This window comes from Kluyvera cryocrescens NBRC 102467 (genome assembly GCF_001571285.1).
Lineage (GTDB): Bacteria > Pseudomonadota > Gammaproteobacteria > Enterobacterales > Enterobacteriaceae > Kluyvera > Kluyvera cryocrescens.
This window is the reverse complement of record NZ_BCTM01000009.1, coordinates 98744-114538: the sequence shown is the minus strand read 5'-3', so window position 1 is coordinate 114538 and position 15795 is coordinate 98744. Positions and strand designations below refer to the sequence as shown.

At 54.7% G+C, this 15795-nt stretch carries 15 protein-coding genes; 7 read left to right on the top strand and 8 right to left on the bottom strand.

Annotated features, from left to right (window positions below; translation table 11 throughout):
• Positions 1–450: 450 nt before the first annotated feature.
• From KCR01S_RS07530 to KCR01S_RS07520, 3 genes are all read left to right on the top strand, one after another.
• On the top strand, positions 451–1737 hold the full coding sequence (locus tag KCR01S_RS07530; RefSeq protein WP_061281710.1) for an ABC transporter substrate-binding protein: 1287 nt from the start codon (positions 451–453) through the stop codon (positions 1735–1737).
• Between the two features lie 103 nt (positions 1738–1840).
• Positions 1841–2524: a copper/silver response regulator transcription factor gene (locus KCR01S_RS07525; protein ID WP_061281705.1), complete on the top strand. Its 684-nt coding sequence runs from the start codon at positions 1841–1843 to the stop codon at positions 2522–2524.
• Entirely contained in the window at positions 2514–3959 is a 1446-nt protein-coding gene (locus tag KCR01S_RS07520; RefSeq protein WP_061281703.1) for a Cu(+)/Ag(+) sensor histidine kinase, read from the top strand. The genes KCR01S_RS07525 and KCR01S_RS07520 overlap by 11 nt, the downstream gene beginning before the upstream one ends.
• Here the strand turns inward: KCR01S_RS07520 and KCR01S_RS07515 are convergent.
• Entirely contained in the window at positions 3956–4381 is a 426-nt protein-coding gene (locus KCR01S_RS07515; protein WP_061281701.1) for a YhbP family protein, read from the bottom strand. The two genes, KCR01S_RS07520 and KCR01S_RS07515, sit on opposite strands and share 4 nt — an antisense overlap.
• Before the next feature lie 54 nt (positions 4382–4435).
• Between KCR01S_RS07515 and KCR01S_RS07510 the strand changes: the two genes are divergently transcribed.
• Positions 4436–4720, top strand: coding sequence for a GIY-YIG nuclease family protein (locus KCR01S_RS07510; protein WP_061281699.1), 285 nt, complete (start codon positions 4436–4438; stop codon positions 4718–4720).
• On the opposite strand, the gene KCR01S_RS07505 is transcribed toward KCR01S_RS07510, so the two are convergent.
• A complete protein-coding gene (locus tag KCR01S_RS07505; RefSeq protein WP_061281697.1) occupies positions 4707–5210 on the bottom strand; it encodes a GNAT family N-acetyltransferase in 504 nt (167 codons plus the stop codon). The two genes, KCR01S_RS07510 and KCR01S_RS07505, sit on opposite strands and share 14 nt — an antisense overlap.
• On the bottom strand, positions 5204–5728 hold the full coding sequence (ubiT, locus tag KCR01S_RS07500) for a ubiquinone anaerobic biosynthesis accessory factor UbiT (protein WP_061281695.1): 525 nt from the start codon (positions 5726–5728) through the stop codon (positions 5204–5206). The genes KCR01S_RS07505 and ubiT overlap by 7 nt, the downstream gene beginning before the upstream one ends.
• A 220-nt stretch (positions 5729–5948) precedes the next feature.
• Here ubiT and ubiU point away from each other — a divergent pair, with 220 nt between their 5' ends.
• The 3 genes from ubiU (at position 5949) to KCR01S_RS07485 (ending at position 9038) form a co-directional block, all read left to right on the top strand.
• Complete coding sequence (gene ubiU, locus KCR01S_RS07495; RefSeq protein WP_061281693.1) at positions 5949–6944, top strand: ubiquinone anaerobic biosynthesis protein UbiU; 996 nt, start codon at positions 5949–5951, stop codon at positions 6942–6944.
• Positions 6945–6952: 8 nt separating this feature from the next.
• Positions 6953–7831 carry a U32 family peptidase gene (locus KCR01S_RS07490; protein WP_061281691.1) on the top strand — a complete coding sequence of 293 codons (879 nt, stop codon included), beginning with the start codon at positions 6953–6955 and terminating at the stop codon, positions 7829–7831.
• A 199-nt stretch (positions 7832–8030) separates the two neighbouring features.
• Entirely contained in the window at positions 8031–9038 is a 1008-nt protein-coding gene (locus KCR01S_RS07485; protein ID WP_052283659.1) for a luciferase-like monooxygenase, read from the top strand.
• Between the two features lie 71 nt (positions 9039–9109).
• Here the strand turns inward: KCR01S_RS07485 and mtr are convergent, their stop codons facing one another.
• From mtr to pnp, 5 genes are all read right to left on the bottom strand, one after another.
• Positions 9110–10354 carry a tryptophan permease gene (gene mtr / locus KCR01S_RS07480; protein WP_061281689.1) on the bottom strand — a complete coding sequence of 415 codons (1245 nt, stop codon included), beginning with the start codon at positions 10352–10354 and terminating at the stop codon, positions 9110–9112.
• A 145-nt stretch (positions 10355–10499) separates the two neighbouring features.
• Positions 10500–12452, bottom strand: coding sequence for a DEAD/DEAH family ATP-dependent RNA helicase (locus KCR01S_RS07475; protein ID WP_061281687.1), 1953 nt, complete (start codon positions 12450–12452; stop codon positions 10500–10502).
• Positions 12445–12525 (bottom strand): protein YrbN, encoded by an 81-nt coding sequence (gene yrbN / locus KCR01S_RS25105; RefSeq protein WP_085954934.1) that lies wholly within the window; start codon positions 12523–12525, stop codon positions 12445–12447. Before yrbN ends, KCR01S_RS07475 begins: the two co-directional genes overlap by 8 nt.
• A 105-nt stretch (positions 12526–12630) precedes the next feature.
• Positions 12631–13515, bottom strand: coding sequence for a lipoprotein NlpI (gene nlpI, locus KCR01S_RS07470; protein WP_052283656.1), 885 nt, complete (start codon positions 13513–13515; stop codon positions 12631–12633).
• A 111-nt stretch (positions 13516–13626) separates the two neighbouring features.
• Positions 13627–15756, bottom strand: coding sequence for a polyribonucleotide nucleotidyltransferase (gene pnp / locus KCR01S_RS07465; RefSeq protein ID WP_052283655.1), 2130 nt, complete (start codon positions 15754–15756; stop codon positions 13627–13629).
• Positions 15757–15795 lie beyond the last annotated feature (39 nt).

Here is a 15795-nt window from a genome sequence, read left to right as displayed (position 1 = left end):
GTTTGCTCGGTGACAGGATAATGACAAAGTTGTCATTTAAGCCGCAGAGGGAAATTTGGCTGTGATCGCGTTGGCGAAAAATAGCGCTAATGAAAGACCCGGGTTTATTTCATCGGTAAAAAGACGATTATTTAATTCCAAATATTCGCCGCCATCACACTCTATGATGAAAACAATAATCGGCTCACACTTTAACGACCATTCAGGTCGATAAAAGAATAAAACTAAAAATACAAAAACCAATTATTTCATATAGATAAAAATAACCTGTTAATTACAGTCTATTTTTACTGTGAAACTCGCCACACAACGACACAATATTGATGCAGTGCCAATATTAAAACATTGTTTCACCCTAAGCCCGCTTCTATCATCATTTTGCTTCACCTTTTCACCCATTCTTACCTCTGTTCAGGGATAGATAGTCTCGCCCGTCAACCGGAGTCAAAAATGAAAGTTAAAACTAAAGCGCTAGGTCTGGCCCTGTTATTCACCCTTTCACCCCATGCCTTCAGTGAACAACTCGATGTCTGGATCCGCGCCAGCAATGATTCAAAAGTTATCTATCAAAAGCTCGCCGACCAGTTCCAGAAAGAAACCGGGATTTCGATAAAGTACTTTAATGCGGTCACCGACTTTGACCAGCGTTTGGCGCGCGCAGCAACCGGCGGGGCATTGCCCGACGTGGTATTTAACGATGCGATTATCGTCGGCCAAATGGTCCAGCTGGGTATCGTCGATGAGATTAAGCCGGGCGAATTGAAAGGCGGCAGCGATGTGTATGAGGCGGCGTGGAAATCGACTCAGCAGCCGGATGGCAAATACTATGGCGTACCCACTTCGGCACACACCTATGCGCTGTTTATCCGCCAGGACTGGCTTAACAAGCTGAACCTGAAAGCGCCAACCAACTGGGATGAACTGAAAAAGGTCGCTCAGGCATTCACTCACGACGATCCTGACGGCAACGGCAAAAAAGATACCTACGGCTTTACCATGCCGCTAGCCACCACCCGTGGCTACGCCAGCTCTTTCTCCTCGTCCTATCTGTGGCAGGCGGGCGGCAACTATTTAGTTGCGACCCAGCCGGGGAAATTTAAGGCTGCGCTGGACAGTAAAGAGATCGCCAGCGCGATGGCCTTTATGCGCGGCATGGTGTGCGAAGGGCTGGCGCAGCCGGGCGCCATTAACCACACCACCGCCGATGCCAACACCTCGTTCCGCTCCGGCCAGACCGGTATGTACTCATCCGGCCCGTACCATATCGCGCTATTCGATAAAGTTCCGGGCAAACAAACCTACACCGTCGTGCCACCCCCGGCGGGCCCCGGCGGCGCAGCCTCCATGGCGGAAGGCACCACCGCATTCCTGATGAAAACCAGCTCACGCAAAGCGGCAGCGAAAAAATTCCTTGAATTTCTGATCTCGCCAGAAGGGCAAAAAATCGGCATGGCGGTGGATAGCACCTCGATGCCAATCGTCCGTCTGCCGGTAAACAAAACGCTGAATATCAAGGATTACCACGACGATCCGCGTTGGGAGGTGTTTGCCGAAACCTACGCCAAAGAGGGTCGCTACATGCCGCAGATCCCAAATTGGATCCCGGTGCGGCAGATTACCGCCGACGGTTTCAACAAAATTTACGCCAACTGCGACGGGGATATTCCGACTGTGCTCAAAGAGATTAACGACAAGGTCAATGAGGAGCTGAAACGGCAGGACGCCTGGGCGGAGTAAGGTTCCAATATGAGCCTGCGCCAGCCGCAGGCTCTTCCCCTGTCTTGCTATCGCCCTGCGCTCCATTAGAATGGCCCCATCACACAGCAGCGATGGAGGGCGCGTGAAAATACTGGTTGTCGAAGATGAGATCAAAACGGGTGAGTACCTGAGCAAGGGGCTAACGGAAGCGGGTTTCGTGGTGGATCACACCGACAATGGCCTTAACGGCTATCACCTGGCGATGACTGCCGATTACGATCTGATCGTGCTCGATATTATGCTGCCGGACGTGAACGGGTGGGATATCGTTCGCATGCTGCGCGCCGCCAATAAAGGTATGCCGATCCTACTGCTGACCGCGTTAGGCACCATCGAACACCGGGTGAAAGGGCTGGAACTCGGCGCCGATGACTATCTGGTGAAGCCGTTCGCCTTTGCGGAACTGCTGGCACGCGTCAGAACGCTGCTACGCCGGGGTGCTGCCGTGATTGTCGAAAGCCAATTTCAGGTCGCCGATCTCACCCTCGATCTGGTTTCCCGCAAAGTCACGCGCGGCGATATCCGTATCACCTTGACCAGTAAAGAATTTACCCTGCTGGAATTTTTCCTGCGCCATCAGGGCGAAGTGCTGCCGCGATCGCTCATCGCCTCCCAGGTGTGGGATATGAATTTCGATAGCGATACCAATGCCATCGACGTTGCCATTAAACGCCTGCGCGCCAAAATTGATAACGACTTTTCGCCCAAGTTGATTCAGACGGTCCGCGGCGTAGGCTATGTGCTCGAGGTGCGCGATGAAGGTTAACCTGCGCCGTCGCCCGTTTTCGCTGGCGACCCGCCTGACCTTTTTTATTAGCCTCGCCACCATCATCGCCTTTGCCGCCTTTACCGGCATGATGCTGCACTCGGTGGAGAAACACTTCGCTGAACAAGACGTAAGCGACCTTAAACAGGTGAACGCCACGCTCAGTTCATTGCTAACCGCACCGGAGACTTCCGAGGCGGAGAAGATCAGCAACATCGGCAGCGCGCTGGCCAGCTATCGCAATATTGCCGTGCTGCTGCGCACGCCGGACAACCCACAGCTATTTCGCTCCCCCAATGGGCCTGACTTATCGCCAATCTTTGCCTCTCCCCAGTTTGCTCAGGAGCTAAAAACCCAGCGCATGTTCCGCTGGGAAGGCAGCAGCATGCCACCAATGCCGGGGCATGAAGCCAGCGCCAGGCCAACGACCACTTACCGGGTCATCGCCTCAACCTTCCATGACAACGAGCGCACCTACACGCTGCTGATTGCGCTGTCGATCGATTTTCACCTGCATTATCTCGATGAGCTCAAACGCAACTTGATGATGATCGCCGCCGTCATTAGCCTGTTGATTATCGGGATCGTGCTGATCGCCGTCCGTAAAGGCCACCAGCCGCTGCGTAACGTGAGTATGAAGATCAAAAACATCACCTCGGATAATCTCGATGTGCGGCTGGAACCCGAGCGCGTGCCGATTGAACTGGAACAGTTGGTGATTTCGTTCAACCAGATGATCGGCCGGATCGAAGATGTTTTTCGCCGTCAGGCCAATTTCTCTGCCGATATTGCTCACGAGATCCGCACGCCGATCACCAATCTGGTGACGCAAACTGAAATCGCCTTAAGCCAACCCCGCACGATCAAAGAGCTGGAGGATGTGCTCTACTCAAGCCTCGAAGAGTACAACCGGATGGCGAAGATGGTGAGCGATATGCTGTTTCTGGCGCAGGCCGATGAAAACCTTCTGATCCCGGAACGCCTGCCGTTAGATCTGCAAACCGAAACGATCAAGGTCTTTGAATTCTTTGAGGCCTGGGCCGAGGAGCGTGAAGTCAAACTGCGCTTTGTCGGGCAGCCATCGCTGATTGAAGGCGATCCGCTGATGATCCGTCGGGTCATTAACAATCTGCTGTCGAATGCGATCCGTTATACCCCGCGCGGTATGTCGGTGACCGTGCAGGTCAGCGAACAGGAAAACCATATTCTTTATCGCGTGGAGAATCCGGGAACGCCAATCCCGGCCGAACATCTACCGCGCCTGTTCGATCGTTTCTACCGGGTCGATCCCTCGCGGCAGCGCAAAGGGGAAAACAGCGGCATTGGGCTGGCGATCGTTAAGTCGATCGTGCGGGCGCACGGCGGAAAGATTAGCGTGACGTCGGACACCGTCGCCACGTGCTTTACGATCGTGCTGCCGAAGATGGGCGGTTAGTCGCGCAGCCAGTGGAGTTTTTTGCCAAAGCCTAACGTGTTGTCGGTGAACTTCAGTTCATCCAGGCGCAGCTCCCAGACCGGGGCAGACAGGACGCGGGCAACCTGAAAACGGCGCACGTACAGCGCCCGTTTTTCCGCGGCCTCATCCCCATCCAGCAGGCGAATTTCGCCTTTAAACTGCACGCCGCGAATGAGCGCTACCGTTTTGGGTTGACCATTAACGGTACCGGCAACCGGCGCCTGTTTGCCGGTCATTTGTCCATGGCGCGTGGTCTCTTCACTGAGCAAATAGAAAGCGACGCGCTGCGGGTCGTAAACGTAGAACGCGTTGGCGCACCACAGCTCACCCTCGTTGGCCACGCACCAGCTAACCACGTGTTGTTTTGCCAGCCAGCGGCTAATGGCAGCGAGCGTTTCCATCTGTTCTCTCCGTTATGCTATGGTGCGACCATCCTTACAGACAGGTTGGCACACGTGCGTTGGTTTCTTTATCTCGTCCGGACCGAGGACAACAAATTGTACACCGGTATCACCACCGATGTTGAACGGCGATTCCACCAGCATCAAAGCGGTAAAGGGGCGAAGGCGCTGCGCGGCAAAGGCGAGCTGAAGCTGGCATTTTACGGTGAGGTCGGTGAGCACTCGCTGGCGCTGCGCCTCGAATACCGTATCAAGCAGCTGACGAAGCGCCAGAAAGAGCGCCTCGTCGCAGGTGACGGTTCATTTGAAACGTTACTGGACAGTCTTAAAATCGGTTGAAGTGGTCAGAATACTCCACCAGACCGTGTACGCCTTTCAGCGCGTCATCTGCCAGCGGATGGACCATAAACGCCTCTTCGGTGCCCGGCCAACGGCAGCGTAAATCATACTGCGCGGCACGTTCAAAGCCGAAACGACCGTACAGCGCCGGGTCGCCCAGAGTAACGACCGCCGCGTAGCCAAACTCGTTCAGCGAGTCGAGCCCTTCGTAGATCATTTGGCGCGCCAGCCCCTGACCGCGGTACTCTTCATCCACCGCAACCGGTGCGAGACCCACCCATTGTCGTTCTTCACCTTCAACGCTAACCGGGCTAAAGGCGACGTAGCCAACAACATGACCTTCATCATCCGTAGCCACCAGCCCCAGTGTAATCAGGCCGTCTTCACGCAGATCGCGTACCAGACTGGCTTCGCCATCACCGTTGAATGCGCGACGCAGCAGCGCGTCGATTCCCGGGGCATCAATTCCAATTTCTACTCGAATCAGCATGGCTCACCTACCGATGTATGTTTAGTTTCTGATGGTGATTTTAGGCCAGCTTCAACAAAATCAGCCAGCTGCATCAGCATCACGCGCAGCGCTTTTGGCATCTGCTCAAGCTCAATGGCATCCATCAGGTTTTTGACATAGAGACCCAGCTCCGTATCGCCTTCGATGACCAGCCGACGCTGGAAGAAGAGCGTATCCGGGTCCTGTTTACGCGCCGCGATCATCAGCAAGTCGCTGGCATCCGCGCTGAAGCTAACATCCGCCTGGGCGTTGTCACTTACAATTAAGCGCTCGTTCTGTACCGAGGTGAACCATTTGAGGCCAATATCGCGAACCTCGATGCTTAACCAGCGGCCGTCGAGAAAATCCAGTTCGCCGTCATTGAGCGCCTGGCGGAACTGCCAGCTTAACACCTGCTGCAGAACCTGGCGTTTAAGGGCGAACGGCGTAAATTTCACCGGGACGCTCATCAAAGTTGGCGCTACATGGACCAGACGTGAACGCAGTTTATCCAACACAAGCTTTACTCCCTGAATGCAATAGTTCCGTTATTTTGCCATATCAGATAAACGACATAGCGGCGTAAATCAACAATTATGTCGTGAGACAGAGGGATTATTGCCGTCATCAATACGCTTTTGTCTGCCTCAAATCAAAAATGATTAGCGATAGGTTAACTAAAATCCCTAATCATTAACAATAATGCGCCCCTGCTGGGCCGCGAACTCAGGAAGAATTATGGAGTTGCTCTGCCCTGCCGGAAACCTTCCGGCGCTAAAGGCGGCTATCGAAAACGGTGCCGATGCGGTGTATATCGGTCTGAAGGATGATACCAACGCCCGCCATTTCGCCGGTCTTAACTTCACCGAGAAGAAGCTGCAGGAAGCGGTAAACTTCGTGCACCAGCATAACCGCAAACTGCACATCGCTATCAATACCTTTGCGCATCCCGATGGCTACGTGCGTTGGCAGCGCGCGGTGGATATGGCGGCACAGCTGGGTGCCGATGCGCTGATCCTCGCCGACCTCGCGATGCTTGAGTATGCCGCAGAGCGCTACCCGCATATTGAGCGCCATGTCTCCGTTCAGGCATCCGCCACCAACGAAGAGGCGATTAATTTTTATCATCGCAACTTTGAGGTGGCCCGCGTAGTCCTGCCGCGCGTGCTGTCTATTCACCAGGTAAAACAGCTCGCCCGCGTGACGCCAGTGCCGCTGGAAGTCTTTGCGTTCGGTAGCCTATGCATTATGGCCGAAGGCCGCTGCTATCTTTCCTCTTACCTCACCGGTGAGTCGCCAAATACCGTGGGTGCCTGTTCGCCTGCGCGCTACGTGCGCTGGCAGCAAACGCCGCAGGGCCTGGAATCCCGTCTTAATGAGGTGCTGATCGACCGTTATCAGGACGGTGAAAACGCCGGCTACCCGACGCTGTGTAAAGGCCGTTATCTGGTCGACGGCGAGCGCTATCACGCGCTGGAAGAACCGACCAGCCTCAATACCCTGGAACTGCTGCCGGAGCTGTTGGCCGCCAATATCGCCTCGGTGAAAATCGAAGGCCGTCAGCGCAGCCCTGCGTACGTCAGCCAGGTCGCCAAAGTCTGGCGCCAGGCCATTGACCGCTGCATGGCCGATCCACAGAACTTCGTCCCACAGGCTTCCTGGATGGAGACGCTTGGCTCCATGTCCGAAGGTACTCAGACCACCCTCGGTGCGTATCACCGTAAATGGCAGTAGGAACAGCAATGAAATATTCATTAGGGCCAGTGCTTTACTACTGGCCAAAAGAGACGCTGGAAGATTTTTACCAGCAGGCCGCCGCCAGCAGCGCCGATACCATTTATCTGGGCGAAGCGGTATGCAGCAAGCGTCGCGCCACTAAAGTCGGCGACTGGCTGGATATGGCGAAAACTCTCGCCGGCAGCGGCAAGCAGGTGGTGCTCTCGACCCTCGCTCTGGTTCAGGCGTCATCCGAGCTGGGTGAGCTCAAGCGCTATGTCGAAAACGGTGATTTCCTGGTAGAAGCCAGCGATCTCGGCGTGGTGAATCTGTGCGCCGACCGCAAGCTGCCGTTTGTTGCCGGTCATGCGTTGAACTGCTACAACGCCGTCACCCTGCGCCTGCTGCAAAAACAGGGCATGATGCGCTGGTGCATGCCGGTTGAGCTGTCGCGCGACTGGCTGGTCAACCTGCTCAATCAATGTGCAGAACTGGGTATTCGCGATAAGTTTGAAGTGGAAGTGCTGAGCTATGGCCATCTACCGCTCGCCTATTCTGCCCGCTGTTTTACCGCCCGTTCCGAAGACAAACCCAAAGATGAATGCGAGACCTGCTGCATCAAGTACCCTACCGGGCGCAGCATGCTGTCACAGGAAAACCAACAGGTGTTCGTGCTTAACGGTATCCAGACCATGAGCGGTTACGTCTATAACCTGGGCAATGAGCTGACGTCAATGCACGGCCTGGTTGATATGGTCCGTCTGTCACCGATGGGTCATGAAACCTTCGCCATGCTCGACGCCTTCCGCGCCAACGAAAATGGCGCCGCACCGCTGCCGTTGACCGCCAACAGTGATTGTAACGGTTACTGGAAACGACTGGCCGGGCTGGAACTGCAGGCCTGATAAAAACCGCTCACTTTGTTAACAACAGTCATCAAATTTTAATGCATTATTAAAGATGCAGCTTTTCTGGCCGGGCATCCCCCGGCTGGATGAAGACCTTCAATCTGATGACTATGCACGGAATCATTCAGGTTTTTCACCGCGAATAGTGGGCTAGCCTGAAAGATAACGTGTATATGCTGTAGCAAAGTGAGCCTTTATGACTGACAAAAACGTTTCATATTCGGTGCTCGACCTCGCACCGATCCCTCAAGGTTCCTCCGCACGGGAAGCCTTCTCCCATTCACTCGACCTTGCCAGGCTCGCTGAAAAGCGCGGCTACCATCGCTACTGGCTGGCTGAACACCACAACATGACCGGCATCGCCAGCGCGGCTACGTCGGTATTGATTGGCTATCTGGCAGCCAATACCACCACACTGCACCTGGGATCGGGCGGCGTAATGCTGCCAAACCACTCACCGCTGGTGATTGCCGAACAGTTCGGTACGTTGAATACGCTCTACCCAGGACGCATCGATCTCGGCCTTGGGCGCGCGCCGGGCAGCGATCAGCCAACGATGCGCGCGCTGCGCCGTCATATGGGGGGCGATATTGATAACTTCCCACGCGACGTGGCGGAACTGGTCGATTGGTTCGACGCCCGCGATCCAAACCCACAGGTGCGTCCGGTACCGGGCTACGGCGAAAAAATCCCGGTATGGCTGCTGGGTTCAAGCCTTTACGGTGCGCAGCTGGCGGCGCAGCTTGGGCTACCGTTTGCCTTCGCTTCACATTTCGCCCCGGACATGCTGTTCCAGGCGCTGCATCTCTATCGGACCCACTTCAAGCCGTCGGCGCGCCTGGAAAAACCGTACGCCATGGTGTGCATCAATATTATCGCCGCCGACAGTAACCGCGATGCGGAATTCCTCTTCACCTCCATGCAGCAGGCGTTCACTAAACTGCGCCGTGGTGAAACCGGGCAGCTGCCGCCACCGATTGAAGATATGAGCAAGTTCTGGTCGCCGTCGGAGAAATATGGCGTCGATCAGGCGTTAGGCATGTCGCTGGTTGGCGATAAAGAGAAAGTTCGTCATGGTCTGGAATCGGTGCTGCGTGAAACCCAGGCGGATGAGATTATGGTCAACGGCCAGATCTTTGACCATCAGGCACGTTTGCATTCGTTTGACTTGGCGATGGATGTAAAAAAAGCGCTGTTGGGATAGCGCTTTTTTCAGGCCGGATAAGGGTGACATCTTATCCGGCCTGTCTGTTGTGTCTGTCCGGGTACGGCCGCTTATTGATAAACCGGCAGCAGATTAAAGCTCGACAGAATATGTACCAGCGCGTTGCCCACACCAAACACCAGCACTAACGCAATCATCGGCTTCCCTCCCCAGACGCGGAATTTTGGGCTACCAAAGCGCTTACGGGATTTACGCGCCAGCAGCGCCGGAACAATCGCCGCCCAGATAGTCGCCGCAAGGCCTGCATAGCCAATGGCGTACAGGAAACCGTTCGGCCACAGCAGGCCACCAATAATCGGCGGCAGGAAGGTCAGAAGTGCGGTTTTAAAACGCCCCAGCGCGGAGTCATCAAAGCCAAACAGGTCAGCCAGGTAATCAAACAGGCCCAACGTCACGCCGAGGAACGAACTCGCGACCGCAAAGTTAGAGAACACCACCAGCAGCAAGTCCAGGCTACGGCTATTGAGCACGCCGCTCAGCGCCTGTACCAGCACATCAATATTGCCACCCTTCTGCGCAATGCCAATAAACTCAGGCCGCGGAATATTGCCCATCGTTCCCAGTAACCATACGGTGTAGAGCACCAGCGCCAGCAGCGTGCCGTAAACCAAGCATTTCACGATGGTTCGCGGATCTTTGCCGTAGTATTTCATCAGGCTCGGCACGTTACCGTGATAGCCAAAAGACGCCAGACAGAACGGCAGGGTCATCAGCAGGTAAGGCGTATACGAGGCATTGCTCTCAGCAACGTTAAACAGCGTTGTCGGCGTAACGTGCCCCATCAGGCTGCCGAAGGTCAGGAAGAACGTAATGACCTTCGCGCCGAGAACGATAGCCGTCATGCGGCTTACCGCTTTAGTACTTAACCACACCACAAACGCCACCAGCAGCGCAAAGCTAAAGCCCGCGGCACGTGCCGGAACGTTCAGCGACATTTCGGCAAAAGTATGGTGCAGAATCGAGCCGCTGGCCGAAATATAGGCATAGGTCAGGATGTAGAGCACAAAGGCGATGGATATACCGTTAATCACGTTCCAGCCCTTGCCCAGCAGATCTTTGGTGATGGTGTCGAAGCTCGAACCAATACGGTAGTTGAGGTTGGCTTCAAGGATCATCAGCCCCGAATGCAACATACAGAACCAGGTAAACACCAGCGCAGCCATCGACCAGAAGAACCACGCACCGGACATTACCACCGGCAGGGAAAACATCCCCGCACCAATGATTGTGCCGCCGATGATCACCACGCCGCCAAGCAGCGAAGGTGACGTTTGGGTGGTGGTTAGTGTCGCCATACAGCCTTTTCTCCAGTGTATTATTTTGCTACTGCATTTTAATGTGTCGCACTGTACCAGTACATGAGTACAAAAGAAATAAAAAAAGCCCCAATCATAATGATCGGGGCTGTATCGTTTACTTTACGCTAATAAACCGTGAGGCTTATGCGTCACCGCCGAAGCGACGACGACCGGTAGAGTCATCACGACGTGGTGCTGCACCAGCATCATCACGGCGCGGCGCACGGTTACCACCGTCACGGCGCTCGCCGCTGAAGCGACGACCATCGCCACGGCCGCCTTCACGACGCTCACCACCGAAACCGCGGCCGCCTTCACGACGTTCGCCACCGAATGCACGACCGCCTTCGCGACGTTCGCCACCGCGACCACCACGGTCAGGACGAGGCTGAGCATCGCCCATCAGCTGCATGTTCATCGGCTTGTTCAGGATGCGAGTGCGAGTAAAGTGCTGCAGTACTTCTCCCGGCATGCCTTTTGGCAGTTCGATAGTCGAGTGCGTACCGAACAGTTTGATGTTACCGATGTAACGGCTGCTGATATCACCTTCGTTCGCGATAGCGCCAACGATATGACGAACTTCAACACCGTCATCACGGCCAACTTCAATACGGTACAGTTCCATATCGCCAACGTCACGACGCTCACGTTTAGGACGATCTTCGCCGCCACGGTCGTTACGATCGCGTGGACCACGGTCGTTACGGTCACGACGTTCGAAACGGTCGTCACGCTCGCGGAACTCACGCTTAGGACGCATTGGCGCATCTGGTGGAACGATCAGAGAACGTTCGCCCTGTGCCATTTTCAGCAGAGCCGCGGCCAGCGTTTCAACGTCCAGCTCTTCGCCTTCAGTCGTTGGCTGGATTTTAGCCAGCAGACCACGGTACAGATCCAGATCGCTGCTTTCCAGCTGCTGCTGTACTTTCGCGGCGAATTTTTCCAGACGGCGTTTGCCCAGCAGATCTGCGTTTGGCAGCTCAACTTCTGGAATGGACAGCTTCATGGTGCGTTCAATGTTGCGCAGCAGACGACGCTCACGGTTCTCAACGAACAGCAGCGCACGGCCAGCACGACCCGCACGGCCGGTACGACCAATACGGTGAACGTAAGACTCGGAGTCCATCGGGATGTCGTAGTTAACCACCAGGCTAATACGTTCAACGTCCAGGCCACGTGCCGCAACGTCGGTTGCAATCAGGATGTCCAGACGACCGTCTTTCAGACGTTCCAAAGTCTGCTCACGCAGGGACTGGTTCATGTCACCGTTCAGCGCGGCGCTGTTATAGCCGCTACGTTCCAGTGCTTCAGCCACTTCCAGAGTCGCGTTTTTGGTACGGACGAAGATAATCGCCGCATCAAAATCTTCCGCTTCCAGGAAACGTACCAGCGCTTCGTTTTTACGCATGCCGTAGACAGACCAGAAGCTCTGGCTGATGTCCGGACGGGTTGTCACGCTAGACTGAATGCGTACTTCCTGTGGCTCTTTCATAAAGCGACGGGTAATACGACGGATAGCTTCCGGCATGGTTGCAGAGAACAGAGCGGTCTGATGACCTTCTGGGATCTGGGCCATGATGGTTTCAACGTCTTCGATAAAGCCCATACGCAGCATTTCGTCAGCTTCGTCCAGCACCAGACCGCTCAGTTTAGAGAGATCCAGAGTGCCGCGCTTCAGGTGGTCAAGCAGACGACCTGGGGTACCGACAACAATCTGTGGCCCTTGACGCAGGGCGCGTAACTGCACGTCATAACGCTGGCCGCCGTAAAGGGCTACCACGTTCACGCCGCGCATGTGTTTAGAGAAATCAGTCATTGCTTCAGCCACCTGAACCGCCAGTTCGCGGGTCGGGGCCAGCACCAGAATCTGTGGTGCTTTCAGCTCAGGATCAAGGTTGTTCAGCAGCGGTAAAGAGAACGCTGCGGTTTTACCGCTACCGGTCTGGGCCATACCCAGAACATCGCGGCCGCCCAGCAGGTGTGGGATACACTCAGCCTGGATCGGAGATGGTTTTTCGTAACCCAGATCGTTAAGGGCTTCAAGGATAGGAGCCTTCAGCCCCAGATCTGCAAAAGTGGTTTCGAATTCAGCCATGTAGTACGTGTGCCTCAAAATTAATGGCGGCCAGTCTACATAACTCATCGTGAAAATTTTCGGTAATTTTCATTAAAAGTGTGAACCGGCTCAAAGTAGATGTATTAACGAACAACAACGCCCTCACCCGTGAAGGTGATGGCAATCAAATGTGATTACGGGCTGATGTGTACGTCAGCTATTGCTGGTCCGATTCTGCCAGGTCGTCTTGCTCCTGGCCCAAGAGCGCTAATTCCAACAATGCGTATCGGTGCTCAACGTAGTTGTGTACGTTGTTGGCAACCGCCAGTTTGAACAGTGCCGCAGCGCTGTCCTTGTCCCCCAGACTTAGGTAGTACTTACCTAAATAGAAGTTGGTTTCACTGAGATGCTCAGCGAGCGAGGTGTTATCCGTTGCGTCCGCCTTCAGGCGTTCCATTAACGTTTTTTCGTCAATGTTGCCCAGGTAGAACTCGACAATGTTCCATCCCCATTGCTCTTTATCCGATTTGTCGAAGCGTTGCTTCAACGCGACTTTGGCCTGCTTCTCATCGAGCTTCTGCTCAGCGAGATATAGCCACAGGCTGCGGAAAGGATCATTGGGATCGTCTTGATAAAACGCCAGCAGATCATCTTGCGCTAACTTCGCACGGCCACCGTAATAAAGCGCGATGCCGCGGTTCAAGTGCGCATAATTGTAAGTTGGATCAAGCTCAAGTACAGAATCAAACGCTTCATAGGCAGCATCAAAATTGCCTGCCTGCGTTAAATAAATGCCTAAGTAATTGAATACTTCAGGCATATCAGGTCGGATAGCCAGCGCTTGCGAAAAATCGTTACGCGCTAGTGCTCTCAAACCAAGACTATCATACAACACTCCGCGCTCATATAAAAGCTGTGCGCGTTCGTCATCGGTTAAAGCCCGACTGGCAAGTATTTGTTCCATGCGTGCCAGGATTACTTCCTGCTGTAAAGTCGGTTGCAATGGCACCGCGAGGACTTCACTCTTACGCCAGGCAGAGTTGCTGCATCCTGCCAGCGTGAGTGCTGTCGCAACGAAACACCAGCGCAAAAAAGGCTTCATTTCCCACTCCCGAAGACAACAATTGGATGAACGTCCTGTCCCCCGCCTGCAAACAAGGCATCCTGCCAGCTAAATGTGCCCTCCGCAAGCGCGGAGGGCAAAAGGCAAACCTTACTCGCCTTGTTCTGCTACCGGAGCTTCCGGCGCGGCAGAGGACTGCTCGGTTGCTTCTTTGATGCTCAGACGTACGCGGCCCTGACGGTCAACTTCCAGGACTTTAACCGGTACTTCCTGATTCATCTGCAGATAGTCGGTCACTTTCTCAACGCGTTTGTCAGCGATCTGAGAGATGTGAACCAGACCTTCCTTACCGCCACCGATGGCAACGAACGCGCCAAAGTCAACGATACGGGTCACTTTACCGTTATAGATACGGCCAACTTCGATTTCTGCAGTGATCTCTTCGATACGGCGAATCGCGTATTTCGCTTTTTCACCGTCGGTTGCTGCGATTTTCACGGTACCGTCATCTTCGATTTCGATGGTGGTGCCGGTCTCTTCGGTCAGCGCACGGATAACAGAACCGCCTTTACCGATAACGTCTTTGATCTTGTCTGGGCTGATCTTAATGGTGTGGATACGCGGTGCGAACTGAGAAATGTCGCCGCGCGGCGCGTTAATCGCCTGTTCCATCACGCCCAGGATGTGCAGACGTGCACCTTTAGCCTGGTTCAGAGCAACCTGCATGATCTCTTTGGTGATACCTTCAATTTTGATATCCATCTGCAGCGCAGAGATACCGTCGCGGGAACCCGCCACTTTGAAGTCCATATCGCCCAGGTGGTCTTCGTCGCCCAGGATGTCAGACAGAACAACGTAGTTGTCGCCTTCTTTCACCAGACCCATCGCGATACCCGCAACGGCCGCTTTGATCGGCACGCCTGCGTCCATCAGCGCCAGGGAAGCACCACACACGGAAGCCATGGAAGAAGAACCGTTAGATTCGGTGATTTCAGAAACCACACGAACGGTGTACGGGAATTTTTCCAGATCTGGCATCACTGCCAGCACGCCGCGTTTTGCCAGACGACCGTGACCGATTTCACGACGCTTCGGAGAACCTACCATGCCGGTTTCGCCGACGCAGTATGGAGGGAAGTTGTAGTGGAACAGGAAGTTGTCAGTACGCTCGCCCATCAGTTCGTCGAGGTTCTGTGCATCACGGGTGGTGCCCAGGGTCGCGGTAACCAGCGCCTGAGTTTCGCCACGGGTGAACAGTGCGGAACCATGGGTACGCGGCAGTACGCCAGTACGCACGTCCAGACCACGGATCATGTCTTTTTCGCGGCCATCGATACGCGGCTCGCCTGCCAGTACGCGGCTACGAACAACGTTTTTCTCGATAGCGTGCAGGATTTCACCCAGTTCGTTCGCGTCCAGGGATTCATCTTCTGCAACCAGCGTGGCGATGGTTTCAGACTTAATCACGTCAACCTGAGCATAGCGCTCTTGTTTGTCAGTGATGCGGTAAGCGTCGCTCAGGCGCGCTTCTGCCAGCGCAGCAACGCGCGCGTTCAGCGCTTCGTTGACGGCTTCTGGCTGCCAGTCCCAACGTGGTTTACCGGCTTCTTTCACCAGTTCGTTGATTTCTTTGATAACAACCTGCTGCTGGTCGTGACCAAACACGACAGCACCCAGCATCTGGTCTTCGCTCAGCAGTTCTGCTTCGGATTCAACCATCAGCACGGCACCTTCGGTACCGGCAACCACCAGGTTCAGTTTGCTTTCTTTCAGTTCGTCCTGAGTCGGGTTCAGCACGTACTGGTCATTGATATAACCTACGCGTGCAGCACCGATTGGGCCGTTGAAAGGAATACCGGACAGAGACAGCGCAGCGGATGCACCGATCATGGCAACGATATCTGGGTTGATCTGTGGGTTAACGGAAACAACGGTCGCGATAACCTGAACTTCGTTCACGAAGCCTTCCGGGAACAGCGGACGAACCGGGCGGTCAATCAGACGCGCGATCAGGGTTTCGCCTTCGCTTGGACGGCCTTCACGACGGAAGAAGCTGCCTGGGATACGGCCAGCAGCGTAAGTACGCTCCTGATAGTTAACGGTCAGCGGGAAGAAGTCCTGGCCTGGTTTCGCTTTTTTCTGGCCGACAACGGTCACGAATACCGCGGTGTCATCCATGCTAACCATAACGGCAGCGGTCGCCTGACGCGCCATCATGCCGGTTTCCAGCGTCACGGTGTGTTGGCCGTACTGGAACTTACGAACGATCGGATTAAGCAAAATTCTATCCTTTCTTAATTATGCGGCGGAACACCCTGT